The organism is Legionella antarctica (assembly GCF_011764505.1).
GTDB lineage: Bacteria > Pseudomonadota > Gammaproteobacteria > Legionellales > Legionellaceae > Legionella > Legionella antarctica.
In genome coordinates, this window is record NZ_AP022839.1 from 3524732 (window position 1) to 3541312 (window position 16581).

Here is a 16581-nt window from a genome sequence, read left to right on the forward strand (position 1 = left end):
CTATTGTCGTCAATGGAAGCAGGTGTAGGCGGGGGCATTTTTTAGATCTACTTTAAGTTAAATAATCACTTACTAGCCAATAGGATTTAGTTGGCAATTCGTGTATAATGTCGAATCTATGAACAAATGCCTAGCTTTTGCCTATAATAATTAAATCTCGCTATTCCCAACTAAAGGTTATTTATGATTGAACAGATTCGCAATATTGCCATCATCGCACACGTTGACCATGGCAAAACAACTCTGGTAGATAAATTGCTCCAGCAAACAGGCACTTTAAACGAAAGAGCGCCCACCGTGGAGCGACTGATGGACTCCAATGCTCTTGAAAAAGAACGTGGGATCACCATTCTGGCCAAAAACACCTGCGTTTACTGGAAAGATCATCAAATTAACATTGTTGACACTCCAGGGCATGCTGATTTTGGTGGAGAAGTTGAACGTATCCTCTCGATGGTTGATAGTGTTCTTCTTCTGGTAGATGCCGTAGACGGTCCTATGCCCCAAACCCGTTTTGTTACTCAAAAAGCATTTGCCCGCGGTTTAAATCCTATCGTAGTCATCAATAAAATCGATAGGCCAGGGGCCAGACCAGATTGGGTGATGGATCAGGTATTTGATTTATTTGATAATTTAGGTGCTAACGATACCCAACTCGATTTTCCGGTTGTTTATGCTTCAGCCTTAAATGGATATGCGAAACTGAGTTTAGAAGATGAAGCTACGGATATGACCGCATTACTGCAAACCATCATTGATAAAGTGCCCCCACCGGAGGTTGATTCTAATGGACCTTTCCAAATGCAAATCAGCTCTCTGGCATATTCTTCCTATGTAGGCACTATAGGCATAGGTCGAGTCAGTCGAGGACAAATCAAAGCAAAATCTGCAGTCAAAATTATTGATAAAGATGGCAATATCCGTACTGGTCGTTTATTACAATTATTAGGCTTTAAAGGTCTTGAGCGTGTGGAGATTGATGAAGCGGGTGCAGGTAATATCATTGCGATTACTGGTATTGAGAATCTGAACATTTCTGATACAGTCTGTGACCCTGGTATGGTTGAAGGCCTACCTGCACTGACTGTTGATGAACCAACCATTAGTATGACTTTTCAGGTTAATGATTCACCTTTTGCAGGACAAGAGGGTAAATTTGTTACATCTCGAAAAATTCGTGAACGTTTAGATACTGAATTATTACATAACGTTGCACTTCGTGTAGAAGACAATGAAGATCCAGACAAATTCAGAGTATCAGGACGTGGCGAATTGCATTTATCTATTCTGATTGAAACGATGCGTCGTGAAGGCTATGAGTTGGCTATTTGCAAGCCCGAAGTAATCATTAAAGAAGTTGAAGGTGTTAAACAAGAACCCTATGAGCGCCTGACGGTAGATGTTGAGGAAACGCATCAAGGTACCATCATGGAAAAATTAGGTGAGCGTCGAGGCGACATGCAAAACATGGTTCCAGACGGTAAAGGACGTGTTCGTTTGGATTACATTATCCCCACTCGCGGCTTAATCGGTTTCCATAATGAGTTTTTATCGTGTACTTCGGGTACAGGCTTGATGTACCACGTCTATGATCATTACGGTCCAGCAATTAAAGGACGCATAGGCAAACGCGCCAATGGAGTTCTGATAGCAAACTGCCAAGGTACTGCACGCGGCTTTGCTCTCTTTAATTTACAAGATCGTGGACGTTTGTTTCTTGGGCCACAATCCGTATGCTATGAAGGAATGATTGTAGGTATCCATGCCCGTGATAATGACTTGGTCGTGAACGTCACCAAAGAAAAACAATTGACCAACATGCGCGCCTCTGGCACTGATGAAAACATCATTTTGACCCCTGCCATAAAATTGACTTTAGAGCAGGCACTCGAATTTATTGATGATGATGAATTAGTAGAAGTCACCCCTCAATCTATTCGCTTGCGAAAAAAAGCATTAAAAGAGCATGATAGAAAAAAAGCATCACGGGCAGATAAAAGTGAAGACTAATACCTACCATGAAACAAAAATTTAAGAGAGTCATCCTATACGCTCGACAACATAGAGCCAACCAAGGGGTCAGCGAAAGTGTGCACCGCTTGGTTGATTTTTTAAAAACCCAACACATTAAAATCTTCCAGGATATAGAGACCTCCACCGGTTTTGATATGAACATACCGGTGTTAGATCTGGATGGCATGGGTGAGGCAAATGATTTAATTATTGTGGTTGGTGGTGACGGAAGTTTACTCTCTGCGGCTCGAATGGCCATTAAAGTGAATACTCCTGTCATTGGAATTAACCGAGGACGTTTAGGTTTTCTTACTGATATTTTACCCCAGGATATTGAAACGCAACTTAGTGCAGTTCTAGGTGGACACTACGCAGAAGAAAAACGTTTCTTGCTGCAAACCCGGATTTTTGATGATGAAAACACCTATTTTGAGGGCGATGCCTTAAATGATGTAGTGTTAGGTCGTGGTAGCGAAACCCACCTAATTGAATTTGATGTCTATGTCAATCAACAATTGGTGAGTCATTTTCGCTCGGATGGCATGATTTTATCAACACCAACAGGCTCTACCGCTTATGCCTTATCTGCTGGTGGACCAATTATGCACCCACAGTTAAATGCTATAGTTTTAGTTCCTATGTTTTCTCATAGTTTAAGTTCAAGACCCTTGGTAGTTGATGGGGAAGCGAAAATTGAATTGCGCATCAGTTCTTTTAACGAGAATGAATTACGAATAAGCTGTGATGGTCATGAATCAAGAATGGTGAAACCGGGGCAAAAAGTTTCCATTAAAAAAAATGACACTCAGCTACGCTTGTTACATCCCCTCGATTACCATTATTATGATACATTACGCAGTAAACTTGGCTGGGAATCTAAACATCAGGGATAAATCATGCTCACAAACTTGTGCATTGAACATTTCGCCATTGTTAAACACCTGGAAATAGATTTCACGCAAGGCATGACTGCCTTCACCGGGGAAACGGGTGCCGGTAAATCAATTATGATAGATGCCCTAATGCTCGCATTGGGTGGGCGGGCAGATGCTTCAGTGATACGTCCTGGTGAAGATAAGTGTGATATAACCGCCGGATTTAACTTTGATAAAGCATCCGAACCGGCGCAATGGTTAGCCGAACATGATATTCACTGTGATGAAGGAGAAATCTATTTAAGACGTATTATTTATGCAGAAGGTCGATCTAAATCGTCTATTAATGGTCAACCTTTCCCCTTGCAGAAAATAAAAGAATTAAGTGAAAAACTTGTGCATATTCATGGTCAGCATCAGCACCAAACACTCATGCAACACCCTACTCACAGACAACAACTGGATCAATATGCCAATCACCTCGATTTACTGGTGGACGTGGCAAAACTATACAAGCAATGCCAGTCCATCAAACATGAAATGGACACCCTGCGAAATCAGGAGCAACAAATAGATAGAATAGAATTATTACAGTTTCAAATTGAAGAATTGGCCGCGCTAAATCTTCAAGAGGATGAAATTCAATCCTTACATCAAGAACATCAAATGCTGCATCATGCCAAAGAATATTTGGAACACAGTCAGCAAATTAATGAGCTTTTAAACGGGGATGATCAACCTAATATTTGCTCCGGTTTAAATCATGTAATGCAATTAATTGGTCAACTACCTCGAGAGCAAGCCCAAATTAAGAATGCCTGTGAGCTTATAAATGGAGCATTGATTCAATGTGAAGAAGCAATAGCTGAAATGCAGCAGTTTGCTGATCGCATCCAAATTGAACCTGAGCGTTTGCACGAAGTGGAGGCAAGAATGAGCGCCATCCATCATTTGGCACGTAAATATCATCTTGATGGATCGTTACTCCCAGCTCATGAACAAAAACTACAAAAGGAGCTGACCTGTCTTCAAGATGCAGACTGTCGATTAGCCTACCTTGAATTACAATTGAGCCATCTCACCAAAGCCTATAATATCGCAGCCTTAAAACTCAGTAAATCAAGAAAAACACATGCCCAAAAATTAGCTAAAGAGTTAACATCCAGTATTCAGCAACTTGGAATGCCTAAAGGCTGGATAGATATAGAAATCGCCCCTCTCGATAAAATGCAAACACATGGATTGGATAAAGTAGAATATAAAGTATGTACTAACCCGGGCATGGAACCGGACTCGCTCAATAAAGTTGCATCAGGCGGAGAATTATCACGTATTGGACTTGCCATCCAAATGATTACAGCGCAAAGGGGTGCCACTCCCACTTTATTATTTGACGAGGTCGATGTGGGCATAGGAGGTGCTACAGCAGCGTTGGTAGGCCAAATGCTCCGTAAATTGGGCGAACGCCTGCAAGTTTTTTGTGTCACTCATCAGCCACAGGTGGCAGCTGCAGCTCATAGCCATTTTATGGTAGAAAAGCAAAGTGATCACAAACAAACGGTTACTCGCATTACCAAGCTAAATCCTGTAGAGAAAATTAATGAAATTTCACGTATGTTGGGTGGATTAACTGTGACCGAACAAACCCGTTCCCATGCCAAAGAGCTGTTAGATCAAAGCAATGAATAGTTATTTAGATGAAAATTTTGTTAGTCTGCTTGATTTTCATACCAATTAGAATTAAATTTAAAAGGATTTAAAAATAATTAATAAAAAAACAGCACAATTAATAAAATAATGCTATAATGGTCTGGTAACAATTTAGGAAATTAAAATGTCAGATAAAATACGCGGTACAGTAAAATGGTTTAATGAGTCCAAAGGTTTCGGTTTTTTAGAAAGTGGCGGTAAAGATTATTTTGTGCATTTCAGCGCAATCCAAAGCAGTGGTTTCAAAACTCTTGCTGAAGGTGCAACTGTAATGTTCAAAGCTAGCAACGGACAAAAAGGTCCTCAAGCTGAAGAAGTTGAAGTAGTCTAATCATTTATTTTCGCCCTATTATTTTTAAGATAGCAATGTCTTAGGATAAATAGGGTGTTTTTTTACCTGAAATTCCTTGCGACACCATTCTTGTGTCCCTAATTCCACTGATAAAATTTGATCCTAAGCTAATGAAATTTTAAAGATATACAATATCAGGTCGACTTTTGCTCTTCCCTGACTATAATCAAATGTAATTCATCAAAAAAAATAAATTTAAGTTCCAATCAAATAAATCAAGAGTAAGCAGCATACTTATTTTAGTCGCTATAAATTTACAAGGAATCGTATGATGAGTAAAAAAATTGCAGTTATCGTTGGGAGCATACGCAAAGATTCACTCAATATTAAAATGGCCAAAGTACTTATCTCACTTGCACCCGAATCAATAAAACCCGAAATAATTGCCATTGATGAGCTGCCAGTATACAACCCGGATCTGGATGATGAGGAACCAATACCTGCCTCCTGGACAACATTCCGGAAGCAGATAAAATCATGTCAAGGGGTCTTGTTTGTAACTCCAGAGTATAATCGCTCCGTTCCTGGTGTTCTGAAGAATGCTATTGATGTAGGTTCTCGGCCTTATGGTCAGAGCGTCTGGGGAGGAAAACCAGGGGCGATAATCAGCGTTTCACCCAGCGCAATTGGGGGATTTGGAGCAAATCAACATTTAAGACAATGCATGGTATTTTTAGATGTGCCCCTTCTCCAGCAACCCGAAGCCTATATAGGACAGGCAGCAAATTTATTTAATGACAAAGGGGAAATTACCAATGAGGACACACGAAAGTTTTTACGTAAGTTTATAGATAGCTATGCAAAATGGGTGGCAACAAACGCTTCATCTTGATGAATCGTAAAGACCCTTGAGGAGTGCGTCTATAAACACAATTGAAATTGTACCGGCAAGTCTGCCTAGTGTGTACGTAGACCCTGTTTCCGGTCAACATTAGTTCCCACTTCAAGAATGTAGTTGTCATTAACGTGCTTTTCATTTAATATCGCTATCAACTCTATGCCTAAAACCGCCTTATCACCAATAAGTAGTTCCGCCTCTATGCATTATGGGAACTATTAAAGGAAATAAAAATGAATGATAACAAAATGACTCACAAAATAGACTCCGTTGTTGTGACTCATAATACCCCTGATTTGCTAATCAAAGATATTAGTACGCTCATTGATGAAGCAAGAAATCATATTGCCCGTGAATATAATTCAACTCAAGCACTTCTTTGCTGGTTAATTGGCAAACGTATTGATGATGAAATACTAAAGTCGGAGCGTGCTGAATATGGGGAGACTATTGTTGTTACTTTAGCCAATCATCTTGCCCTCAGTTATGGCAAGGGTTACAGTCGGCCGAACCTGTTCAGAATGATCAAATTTGCTAAATCATTCCCTGATCGTGAGATTGTCTCAACACTGTCGAGACAATTGTCCTGGTCTCATTTTGTTCTAATTTGTGCTATCGAAGATACTTTGAAGCGAGATTTTTATGCTGAAATGTGTCGTGTTCAGCGCTGGAGCGTTCGTACATTACAAAAACAAATGAATGGTATGTTATACGAGCGGATAGCCCTTAGTAAGCAGCCTGAAAGTGTCATAAAACTGCAATTAGATAAATTAAAAAAGACTGATGAAATGACAGCGGATCTTACGTTTAAAGAACCCTATTTTCTGAATTTTATTGGTGCTCATGAATGTCAATCAGAAGAAGATCTTGAAAATTTAATTCTGAATAATATTACGGATTTTCTTCAAGAATTAGGCACTGACTTTTGTTTTGTCGCTCGTCAAAAAAGAATGAGCACGGGTAAAAAGGATCGTTATTTAGATCTGTTGTTTTTCAATCGGCGATTGTCTCGATTGATTGCGATAGAACTAAAGTTAGGTGACTTCGATCCGGCCTATAAAGGCCAAATGGAATGGTATCTTAACTGGCTTGATAAAAATGAACGCTTTCAACATGAAGGTAAGCCAATGGGGATTATTCTTTGTGCAGGGAAAGATCATGACGACATTGAATACCTTGAAATGGATAAAACAGGCATTCATGTTGCTCAATATTTAACTGAAATGCCACCAAAAGAAATTTTAGAAGCCCATTTACGCAAGGCTATAGCTATAGCGAAAGAAAATCATCTTAAAAAATCTCTGCTTAAAGATTAAGTCATGTTGACTCAAGAATTTTTAGATATAGAGCCTAATGATTTTTGGCAGGTACTTCCACATGAGAAGCGATTACTTCAAAAAAAACGAGGATTGTCGCGCTTAGCATATCTATTGCTGTTCAGATGGTTTGAGAAAACAGCTAGTTATCCAAAAGACATCAAAACGCTGCCCTTTGATTTAATCGAAAAAGGTATTGTTTTATCAAAAGAGATAATTTCGCATGAGAAATTGTTTGCTTTTTTTGGACAAGAGCGAATTATTAATCGATATAAACAAGAAATCAGAGCGTATTTTGGATTTAATAATTTTGATAAAGAGTGCCCTTTGCTTCATGAGTTTTTAATAACGAACATTTTTAAAGAAAAAAATGATGAGGCATTAAAATTTAAACTTTGCGCCTACCTTAAAGCAATGAAAGTTGAGATTCCATTTGAAGCAATCTTACTTGATGTAATCAAAAATGCCAAAACAGATAAAGAGCAACAAATATTTTCTCAAATTGAACGTTTATTATCAGATAAAGATAAAAACTACATCGATGACTACCTGTTAACTAGCGATGATTTCGATGGGGTTTGCCAATTTTTACGACAAGACTCTAGCGATTCAAGCAAAAAAGGCGTTGCGAATGAAATTAAACGCCTTGAAATATTAAATCAATTGTCAGTTACATCATTTGGATTTATTAGTGATATCAATATAAAACAACGGAACATTTATAAACGACGGTTTTACACAGACACCCCTGAAAGGACTAAACGCAGAACAGATATAAGTCGTTACTCTCTGGCAATAATATTTTGTATTCAGCGCCATCAAGAAGCTATCGATAGCTTAATTGACCATTTGCTCTATTTTATCCATCAAATAAAGAAAACTGCAGATAAAAAACAAGAAAAGCTGAATAAAGAGATTGGTCAGCGACTAGGAGATTTAGATTCATTATATTCACTAGCCGAAATAAACCGAGACTTTCCCCAAGGGATTATTGAACAGGTTGTATATCCATCTGTTTCTCAAGAAACAATAGAGCATATAATTAAAACAAGAGACTTTGCTCGTCAAATCAAAAAAAAGGTAAGAGAGTCAGTTATCAAAAGATACTCTAACTCGTATCGCTATACTATTTTTAACATTATTAATTGTTTAAAGTTTCATTCTAATAACACGGCATTTTTAGAGGCATTAACATTAATAAAGCGGTATCAGAAGAGTAAACTTAAATACTACCCGATTGAAGCAGAAGTACCAATTGATGGCTTGATTAGTAAACAGCAGCAAAAAGAAATATACGAGAGGGATGAACTTAATAATTCAAGAGTTTTGAGAAAAAACTATGAATGCGCTATTTTCAAACTCTTACGACTTAAATTGAAGCATAAAGAAGTATGGGTGAGTGGTGCTTTTAAATACCGTGACCCTGTTGATGATTTGCCGAAAGACTTTGACGAGAAACGCGAGGAATATTTTGCCTTGATGGATGCTCCATTATTAGCAAAAGACTTTATCGATAAAATTAAAGATGAGATGAGCAAAAATATTCGGCAGCTCGATAATGGATATCCTAAGAATGAATTAGTTAATATTGTTAAAAAGAAAGGTAAACCCTGGATTATGCTCACACCTTTAGTAAAGGTTGATGAGCCTAAGTTTATTCAACGACTCAAAGAAGCCGTTCTTGCCAAGTGGGGTGTTATTGATCTTTTAGATATTTTAAAAGAAGTCGATTTACGTGAAAACTTCACAGACTGTTTTAGTACAGCGGGCAATCGTGAAATTTTAGACCGTGAAACAATTCGAAAGCGACTATTGTTATGTAACTTCGCTATTGGTACTAATGCTGGGCTTAAACGAACAGCTGGCGCATCTAAAGGTGCGGTTACTTTTGAAGAGCTGCGCCATATTAAAAATTTTTTTCTCAATAAAGATGATTTGCGTGAAGCAATAAATACAATTGTTAACGCTATTTTTAGAATAAGAAATCCTCAAATATGGAGATCAGTTTCTACAGCTTGTGCCGCAGACTCTAAGCAGTTTGGGTGTTTCACCAAAAATTTGCTAACAGAATGGAGTCCGCGTCACCACAGTAGTGGAGTCATGATTTACTGGCATGTCAGTGATCAATACATCTGCGTTTACTCACAAATGAAAACATGTACCTCATCTGAAGTAGCATCAATGTTACAAGGAATTATGGATCAAGAAACTGAGATGGAGATTGAATCACAATATGTGGATAGCCATGGACAAAGCGAGCTTGGTTTTGCTTTAAGCTATCTTGAGCAATTCGATCTACTCCCAAGATACAAAACTATTGGTAATCAAAAACTTTACCTTCCTGAAGATGATTTCCAAATTAAAAATATCAAAGAAATTACTACACGTACCATTAATTGGGAACTCATAGAAGAACAATATAATGAAATGATCAAACATGGAGTTGCTCTAAAATTAGGTACGGCAACTGCAGAAACGATTATCAGAAAATTTGCCAGAAGCAACTATCAACACCCGACATTTAAAGCCTTTATGGAGCTTGGAAAAGCAGTCAAAACCACCTTTTTATGTCGCTATCTCCATTCAGTTGAACTCAGACAACAAATTAATGCTGGCCTAAATGTTGTAGAAAATTGGAATGGTGCCAATGATTTTGTGTATTACGGTAAAAGTGGCGAAATTACATCAAACTCTCGTGATGATCAAGAAATCTCAATGCTTTGTTTGCACTTACTTCAGACGAGTATTTCGTACATTAATACCTTGCTCATTGAAGAATTATTACATGATGAATATTGGATAGGCCTGTTAGGGGAAGATGATTATAGAGCGCTAACAGCCTTATTCTATTTACACATTAATCCATATGGCAGCTTTGAAGTGGATCTAACAAAGCGCTTAATCATTAAACTGATATCGGCAGGAGCCATGGCATGAGAACACCAACCAAAGAGATTGTAAAAAAAATAAGTAAAATTCTACGTGACGAACGGCCTGATTATATTTATCTAAGGGATTTATTTAAAAAAATTCGGGAAGAATTTGATATTGTAGTCACAACGCAAACTAAACGATTGCCTTATGTTCCTACAGAAGAAGAGTTGAAGCGGTATTACAATATTATATGGCAAACCAGGAATACGAAGCACATGATCCTGATAAAAACACTACTCTATACGGGGATTCGAGTTCAAGAGTTGGTTAATGTAAAAATGGAGGACATTGATTTTGATCGATGCCAAATCAGAATTAATCAAGGAAAAGGCAATAAAGATCGTATTGTACCATTCCCACATGATTTTAGAGAAATACTCATCCTGTTTGTGAGTACTGAACAAGCTAATGGGGCGGTTTATCTTTTTGAATCGAATCGCAAAAAGCCTTTTACTACACGTGGAATAAGAAAAATTCTAGCAGACTATGCCACGGAGGCAGGAATACAACAATCTATCTCGCCACATAAGTTGCGACATTTTTTATTTACCTGGCTCAAAAAACAGGGTGTGGATGATGCTTTAATTCAACCCTATTCAGGCCATGAAACCAGACAGTCTCTGGAGGTGTACTCAAAACTGTCGCTTGCAGATGCTCAAGAAGTGTATAATGAAAAAATTGATAAATTTCCAATTTAATCACTTTGAAAACAATAGAGGTATAATTGATTATGGTAGGATATAAGCAAATTCTTGTAGTTAAAGAAACACATGAAGGTGAAAGCCGTGTTGCTTTAACACCTACAACTGTTGCTGTGTTAGTTAAAAAACACTATCAAGTGCTGGTTGAAACAGATGCTGGATTGAAAGCAGGATTTACTAATGATGAGTATATAAATGCAGGTGCTAAAATTTTTTCATTAACATCGTCAGGATTTCCAAGTAATACGTTCATTGTTAGGATTCACCGTCCGAGTAAGGCACGAAGGTTAATAGAAAATAAGAATTTTCACGAAAATATAGCTATGTTAGGATTTTTATCTCCATTTGTAGCCGATGATCATATTGCTGCTTGGCAAGAATTAGGAATTACAACACTGTCATTTGATTTATTCAAAAGCTTATCTATCAATGATCCAAAAAATGCACAGTCGGCAATGAGCCGGATTGCAGGAAGATTAGCATTTCAGGATGCATTTAAGCGCTATAGAGGTGAACAGCCAGTCAAACTAACAGTAATTGGTACTGGTCCCGCAGCGATCAGTGCTGCGCTTGAAGCGTTAAAACATCAAGTGCCCGTTCAGGTTTTTGGTAGAAAAGTGCAACATAAGGCTGAGTTAGAGGCGTCAGGAATGACGTATTATGTCTTACCGGACGCGGATGAAGAGGTGAATTTTATTAAGCCACATTTAGCTGAAGAAACAATAGTAATTACAGCAGCAAGAACATCTGGCAAAAAGGCTCCCTTATTAATCGATGAAGAAAGCATCCGTCTTTTACCACACAATGCTGTTGTTGTTGATCTTGCAGTGAGTAACGGAGGAAATGTTACTGGTAGTAAAAGTGATCAAGTGATTAATATAGCAAAAGGGATCTCCATTATAAACGTCTCCGGTTATCCAAAAGCAGAACCTAGATTTTCGAGTGAAGCATATGCACAATGTGTGGTTAGCTTAATTATTGAAATTATGTCCCCAGAGGGAGATATGCTATTTGAAAATGATCTGGTACAAGAAATTTGGGTCACTCATGAGGGACAAAGACATGATTCACTATATGAGAAATTTGATGAATCTGAAGCAAGTAGTTTGAAACTGATGGCTAAATTATAACATTGACTTTGCTTAGAGGCGGAACTATTTATTGATGATAAGGCGGTTTTAGGGGCTCTGTCGAAAATTTTCTAAGAAGTTAAGTGCGACCTTTTTCTGGACGCAACTAGGCAGCCAACTCATAAAACTGTTTCCAGGCCGGAGTATCTCCACTATTTTTCATCTGTTCTTTTTTCAACATTCGATGCAATTCTATTCCTGCAATGGTCGCCGCGGCTGATTCAAAGGATTTAAAACCAAGCGTGTATTTGGTAACATTTTTAATGCCACGATGGTCTTGTTCTACCATGTTATTTAGATATTTTATCCGTCTTATTTCAATCAATAAATGCCATAATCCATGAATAAAAAGTAAGGTATTGATTCGTTCCAGTGCTGCTGTATTGGATCCGGATTTATCAATATTTACTTTCTCTGGAACCCCACTAGAACCAATGGCTTTTTTGAAAAACTTCAATACAGCAGGCCGATCTCTCTTTTCTGAAAGCATGAAATCAATGGTGCTTCCCTCTTTATCTACAGCGCGGTAAAGATAAACCCACGTGCCATTCACTTTGATATACGTTTCATCCATTTTCCAGCTTCGACCCACGGGCTTCTTCCTTTTTCTGAATGCCTGCTCCAGTTGCGGCGCATAATGAACAACCCATTTTTGCACCGTGGAATGATCTAAGTCAGCCCCCCTTTCTTCCATTAATTCTTCAATCGCACGATAACTTAATGGATGGGCAACTTTCCATCTGACTGCCATTAATATTAAATCTTTTGGGAAATGACGTCCTTTAAAACTAATCATTGGATTGCCTTTTTTCCGCGCATAATAACTTAAGCATGCTATTTTCGACAGAGCCTTTATCTTTACCGCGCTGTAGATAAAGAGGGAAGCACCATTGATTTCATGCTTTCAGAAAAGAGAGATCGGCCTGCTGTATTGAAGTTTTTCAAAAAAGCCATTGGTTCTAGTGGGGTTCCAGAGAAAGTAAATATTGATAAATCCGGATCCAATACAGCAGCACTGGAACGAATCAATACCTTACTTTTTATTCATGGATTATGGCATTTATTGATTGAAATAAGACGGATAAAATATCTAAATAACATGGTAGAACAAGACCATCGTGGCATTAAAAATGTTACCAAATACACGCTTGGTTTTAAATCCTTTGAATCAGCCGCGGCGACCATTAATATAGGCGCGGTTTTCTGGACACAAAAAAAGGTTTTTTAAGAGCTATTCTTCTTAATACAAAGAGGAGAATAAAATGTCTAAAAAGCGAGCTTATTATACGGCGGCCAAGAAGGCAAAAATAACGCTAGCTGCGATTGAGGGGAAACTCACACAAGCGCAAATTACCAGTGAATACGGTGTTCACGCAACGCAGGTAAAAACTTGGAAGCAATCGGCCATCAAAGCCATTAACGATTTATTCTCTGGGGCTAATGAAAAAGAAGCCAAGTCCCAAGAGCAGCTTGTTGAGGCATTATATCAAGAAATTGGTCGACTTCAAGCGCAGCTATCTTGGCTAAAAAAAAAGCATGAACTTTAGTCTGGATGAAAAGCGCGTCATGATTGATCCTCTTGCCGAGCTCACCATTCGTGAACAATGCTTGCTATTAGACTTGCCTGTTTCAAGTTATTATTATAGTGCCAAGCCCATTTCTGTCGAAGATGAAGCGCTTATGGCGCTACTTGATGAGCACTATCTGCAGTATCCATGTGAAGGTAAAATTAAGCGGGCAAGATGGCTGTCAAAAGAAGTAGGCTATCCTGTTGGTAAACGTCGAGTAAAAAAGTTGATGGAAATGATGGGGTTATCGACTGTTTACCCAAAGCCAAATACAAGCGTTCCCAATAAGGAGCATGAGGTGTTCCCTTATTTATTAAAAGAGGTGGATATCACCAAACCAAATCAGGTTTGGGCCGCAGATATCACCTACATCCGCATGAAAGGAAAGCATGTGTATTTAGTAGCTATTATGGACTGGTATAGTCGTTATGTGATTGGATGGGCTATTTCACCTACTATGGAGGCTGAATTTTGTATTGAGGCGCTTAGAAACGCTTTGCTGCATTCGCGTTGTGAGATCTTTAACACGGATCAGGGTTCTCAATTTACCTCAAAAGATTGGATAAATACGCTAAAATCTCACCACATTTCTATCAGCATGGATGGGCGAGGACGTTATTTAGATAATATATTTATCGAGCGATTGTGGCGTAGTGTTAAGCAAGAAAAAATCTACCGGTATGATTTTGATACAATTGAAGAGGTTGAGCTGGCCTTAACGGAGTATTTTGAGTATTATAATAACCGAAGGCTTCACCAGTCCTTTAATTATTTAACGCCCGCAGAGGTGTATTATGGCCGGAAAAGACCATAAACCCTAAATGAGAGCGTCATGACTTACCCACAAGGCCCACAGGCCTATACGAGAAAGTGAAGCTCTCCTGACCTGTGGACTTGTGGATAAGTCATTCTGATAGAGTTGTGGTAAAATGACCTAAGACAATTCGTAGTAGCAATCACTATTCATACGGTATTGAGTAGGTTTAAATAGGTTAATTTGAGTGAATTTTTAACTATAAATGATGGATGAATAGCTCTTATTTTTCCTTAATTTTGTTCCAGACATGCGGACCCATATCACATTGCAGGAATAGAATTGCATCGAATGTTGAAAAAAGAACAGATGAAAAATAGTGGAGATACTCCGGCCTGGAAACAGTTTTATGAGTTGGCTGCCTAGTTGCGTCCAGAAAAAGGTCGCACTTAACTTCTTAGAAAATTTTCGACAGAGCCCAAGTGAGCAGTCTCAATTTTTACTATCCATATTAACACAACTTTAAGTGTAACCAATTCCTTCATGTTTTAGAGGCAATTTTTGTAACAATCGCAAATCTTGCCTTTGTTAATGATGCTATATATACCTTCTTATCCCTAATACTATCCCTGTATCTTACTATTATTAGTATTTGTAGGAATGAAAAATTTTCAAAGTGGATTATTTCTTGCTAGAGAACATATTGGTGTATTTTAACTGATCAGTCTCTTTTTTTTTACATTAGGTATCAAGAACTAATCGGAGGTCTTATGTGACCATCAAATAACTGGATGATCAGGTTTAGATACTATGGGAAATAACCTACAACATGGAAGAAATCATCATGACGGATCAAAAAAAAATATCACATATAATAATGATGGGAGATAGCTTAAGCGATAGAGGTACAGCGAATGAAGCCTTCGTTTTGGGTTGTATTCCTATGAAATTTCTTGCTGGTTTATATAAAAACTCATCAAGGGGAAGATTTACCAACGGTTATGTTTGGGCTGATGTTATTGCGTCATTCTTTGCCAGTGACTTTATGATTTCCGAGATAAAAAAGAAATACAGATACACTAATGATGACATAGCTGACGCTATCGTAAATAAAGAAAAAAGAATACTTGATGAAATTATGTATGATTACGATCTGGATAATGATCTCATTGTAAAATATGAAGGGCATGATTTTGTTCGCTCATACGATCAAGGAGGATTAAGTTCATATGATTATTCATGGAGATTAAGCTCAAGCATTAGCCGTTTTTTCAGCAGAATCATCCTCCCAACCTTAAAAACAATGCGCGATAAAGTTCTTGCTTATGATGAGCAGAATAAAATACCGGCTCATAGGAAAAATGAAACCTTAGTGATTGAATGGTCGGGAGCTAATGATTTAATCACTGTTAATGAAAAACCATCTATTGATGAGGTTGATAAAGCCATCAAAGAACGAATAAAAAACGTGGAAATCCTGATCCAAAATGGATATCGGAATTTTATCTGGTTTAATCTTCCAGATCTGTCCCTGACTCCTCGTTTTCAAAATATGAAGGGTGTTAAAGGAGAGGAAGCTCGTAAAAATGCTCATGACTGCATTGAATACTTTAATCAGCAGCTGATTAATGCGTGTGAACAATTTAAAGTCATGTACCCAAACTGCTCCTTTGATGTATGTGATATTAATAGTGTTTTTGTTGAGGCTTATCGAAATCCCGATGCTTATGGGTTAGATGCTGATAAATTAAAACAGCCGTACATTAGCTCTGATGATTTCAAAATACTATCGAACAATACATCACCAGCTAAAGGATATACTTTTTGGGATGATATTCACCCAACAGCCAATGTCCACGCGCTCTTAGCTAATAAATTTTATGAGAAATACACTATTGAATACCATTTTACTGAACCTGGTAGCCAAGAAACGCCCTGTCACATCCCTAGAGAAAAATTGGAAAAAGCTTTTTGTATGCGTTATGAAATGAGATTACAACAAGAAGCAAATCGCTTCTTTGGTTTAAAAGAAAAGACAACCATTGATTATAAAAACACATGCCTTGAAAAAATTATAGAATTTGCTCTTTATGAGCAGGGTAAAATTGCCCGTAAGGTCCTTGAAGAGTTGCAATGGATTGATCATGATGGAAATCTTAAATTGAATATTCCAGAGCTAGAAGATGCTGTAAGCAAGGTGTCATCTTATCATGATAATCCACAAATTTTGACTTCACTGGATGCTAGAGAAGGTTAAAACTTCGTCACTAACCACTAACTCTATGAGCCGCTGCATGCCAGCGGTTCCAGAAGAATCAAGACCTGACCTTACCAAAAGTTCCGTTTGTTTTTCTATCTTAAGGTGAGCCAATAAACTATTGATGCAATAT

13 protein-coding genes and 1 pseudogene are annotated in these 16581 nt (G+C 38.0%); 13 read left to right on the forward strand and 1 reads right to left on the reverse strand.

Annotated features, from left to right (window positions below):
• The first annotated feature begins 183 nt into the window (after positions 1-183).
• From typA to HRS36_RS16645, 9 genes are all read left to right on the forward strand, one after another.
• Positions 184-2010: a translational GTPase TypA gene (gene typA / locus HRS36_RS16605; protein WP_173238201.1), complete on the forward strand. Its 1827-nt coding sequence runs from the start codon at positions 184-186 to the stop codon at positions 2008-2010.
• An 8-nt stretch (positions 2011-2018) separates the two neighbouring features.
• Complete coding sequence (locus HRS36_RS16610; RefSeq protein ID WP_173238202.1) at positions 2019-2906, forward strand: NAD(+) kinase; 888 nt, start codon at positions 2019-2021, stop codon at positions 2904-2906.
• Between the two features lie 3 nt (positions 2907-2909).
• Positions 2910-4577: a DNA repair protein RecN gene (gene recN, locus HRS36_RS16615; protein WP_173238203.1), complete on the forward strand. Its 1668-nt coding sequence runs from the start codon at positions 2910-2912 to the stop codon at positions 4575-4577.
• 145 nt (positions 4578-4722) lie between these two features.
• Positions 4723-4929, forward strand: a complete 207-nt coding sequence (locus tag HRS36_RS16620; protein WP_028382754.1) for a cold-shock protein — start codon at positions 4723-4725, stop codon at positions 4927-4929.
• A 292-nt stretch (positions 4930-5221) separates the two neighbouring features.
• On the forward strand, positions 5222-5782 hold the full coding sequence (locus tag HRS36_RS16625) for an NADPH-dependent FMN reductase (protein WP_173238204.1): 561 nt from the start codon (positions 5222-5224) through the stop codon (positions 5780-5782).
• 239 nt (positions 5783-6021) lie between these two features.
• On the forward strand, positions 6022-7104 hold the full coding sequence (locus tag HRS36_RS16630; RefSeq protein ID WP_226905511.1) for a PDDEXK nuclease domain-containing protein: 1083 nt from the start codon (positions 6022-6024) through the stop codon (positions 7102-7104).
• Between the two features lie 3 nt (positions 7105-7107).
• Positions 7108-10041, forward strand: coding sequence for a Tn3 family transposase (locus tag HRS36_RS16635; protein WP_173238205.1), 2934 nt, complete (start codon positions 7108-7110; stop codon positions 10039-10041).
• Complete coding sequence (locus HRS36_RS16640) at positions 10038-10736, forward strand: tyrosine-type recombinase/integrase (RefSeq protein WP_173238206.1); 699 nt, start codon at positions 10038-10040, stop codon at positions 10734-10736. The genes HRS36_RS16635 and HRS36_RS16640 overlap by 4 nt, the downstream gene beginning before the upstream one ends.
• A gap of 32 nt (positions 10737-10768) precedes the next feature.
• On the forward strand, positions 10769-11869 hold the full coding sequence (locus HRS36_RS16645; protein ID WP_226905661.1) for a Rossmann-fold NAD(P)-binding domain-containing protein: 1101 nt from the start codon (positions 10769-10771) through the stop codon (positions 11867-11869).
• A gap of 106 nt (positions 11870-11975) precedes the next feature.
• Here the strand turns inward: HRS36_RS16645 and HRS36_RS16650 are convergent, their stop codons facing one another.
• The gene (locus HRS36_RS16650) at positions 11976-12665 is read right to left on the reverse strand and encodes an IS6 family transposase (protein ID WP_173238208.1); all 690 of its coding nucleotides are present in this window, start codon (positions 12663-12665) and stop codon (positions 11976-11978) included.
• A 54-nt stretch (positions 12666-12719) separates the two neighbouring features.
• On the opposite strand from HRS36_RS16650, the pseudogene HRS36_RS16655 reads away from it, so the two are divergent.
• The 4 genes and pseudogenes from HRS36_RS16655 to HRS36_RS16670 form a co-directional block, all read left to right on the forward strand.
• A pseudogene (locus HRS36_RS16655) lies at positions 12720-13055 on the forward strand (DDE-type integrase/transposase/recombinase); the annotation flags it as partial.
• A 76-nt stretch (positions 13056-13131) separates the two neighbouring features.
• Complete coding sequence (locus HRS36_RS16660) at positions 13132-13416, forward strand: transposase (protein WP_173235475.1); 285 nt, start codon at positions 13132-13134, stop codon at positions 13414-13416.
• A complete protein-coding gene (locus HRS36_RS16665; RefSeq protein ID WP_173235473.1) occupies positions 13406-14251 on the forward strand; it encodes an IS3 family transposase in 846 nt (281 codons plus the stop codon). The genes HRS36_RS16660 and HRS36_RS16665 overlap by 11 nt, the downstream gene beginning before the upstream one ends.
• 769 nt (positions 14252-15020) lie before the next feature.
• Positions 15021-16448, forward strand: a complete 1428-nt coding sequence (locus HRS36_RS16670) for an SGNH/GDSL hydrolase family protein (protein ID WP_226905512.1) — start codon at positions 15021-15023, stop codon at positions 16446-16448.
• Positions 16449-16581: the final 133 nt, after the last annotated feature.

Coding starts and splice junctions, on each gene's coding strand:
- typA (WP_173238201.1), top strand. CDS start 184: ATGATTGAACAGATTCGCAATATTGCCATCATCGCACACGTTGACCAT.
- HRS36_RS16610 (WP_173238202.1), top strand. CDS start 2,019: ATGAAACAAAAATTTAAGAGAGTCATCCTATACGCTCGACAACATAGA.
- recN (WP_173238203.1), top strand. CDS start 2,910: ATGCTCACAAACTTGTGCATTGAACATTTCGCCATTGTTAAACACCTG.
- HRS36_RS16620 (WP_028382754.1), top strand. CDS start 4,723: ATGTCAGATAAAATACGCGGTACAGTAAAATGGTTTAATGAGTCCAAA.
- HRS36_RS16625 (WP_173238204.1), top strand. CDS start 5,222: ATGAGTAAAAAAATTGCAGTTATCGTTGGGAGCATACGCAAAGATTCA.
- HRS36_RS16630 (WP_226905511.1), top strand. CDS start 6,022: ATGAATGATAACAAAATGACTCACAAAATAGACTCCGTTGTTGTGACT.
- HRS36_RS16635 (WP_173238205.1), top strand. CDS start 7,108: ATGTTGACTCAAGAATTTTTAGATATAGAGCCTAATGATTTTTGGCAG.
- HRS36_RS16640 (WP_173238206.1), top strand. CDS start 10,038: ATGAGAACACCAACCAAAGAGATTGTAAAAAAAATAAGTAAAATTCTA.
- HRS36_RS16645 (WP_226905661.1), top strand. CDS start 10,769: ATGGTAGGATATAAGCAAATTCTTGTAGTTAAAGAAACACATGAAGGT.
- HRS36_RS16650 (WP_173238208.1), bottom strand. CDS start 12,665: ATGATTAGTTTTAAAGGACGTCATTTCCCAAAAGATTTAATATTAATG.
- HRS36_RS16660 (WP_173235475.1), top strand. CDS start 13,132: ATGTCTAAAAAGCGAGCTTATTATACGGCGGCCAAGAAGGCAAAAATA.
- HRS36_RS16665 (WP_173235473.1), top strand. CDS start 13,406: ATGAACTTTAGTCTGGATGAAAAGCGCGTCATGATTGATCCTCTTGCC.
- HRS36_RS16670 (WP_226905512.1), top strand. CDS start 15,021: ATGGAAGAAATCATCATGACGGATCAAAAAAAAATATCACATATAATA.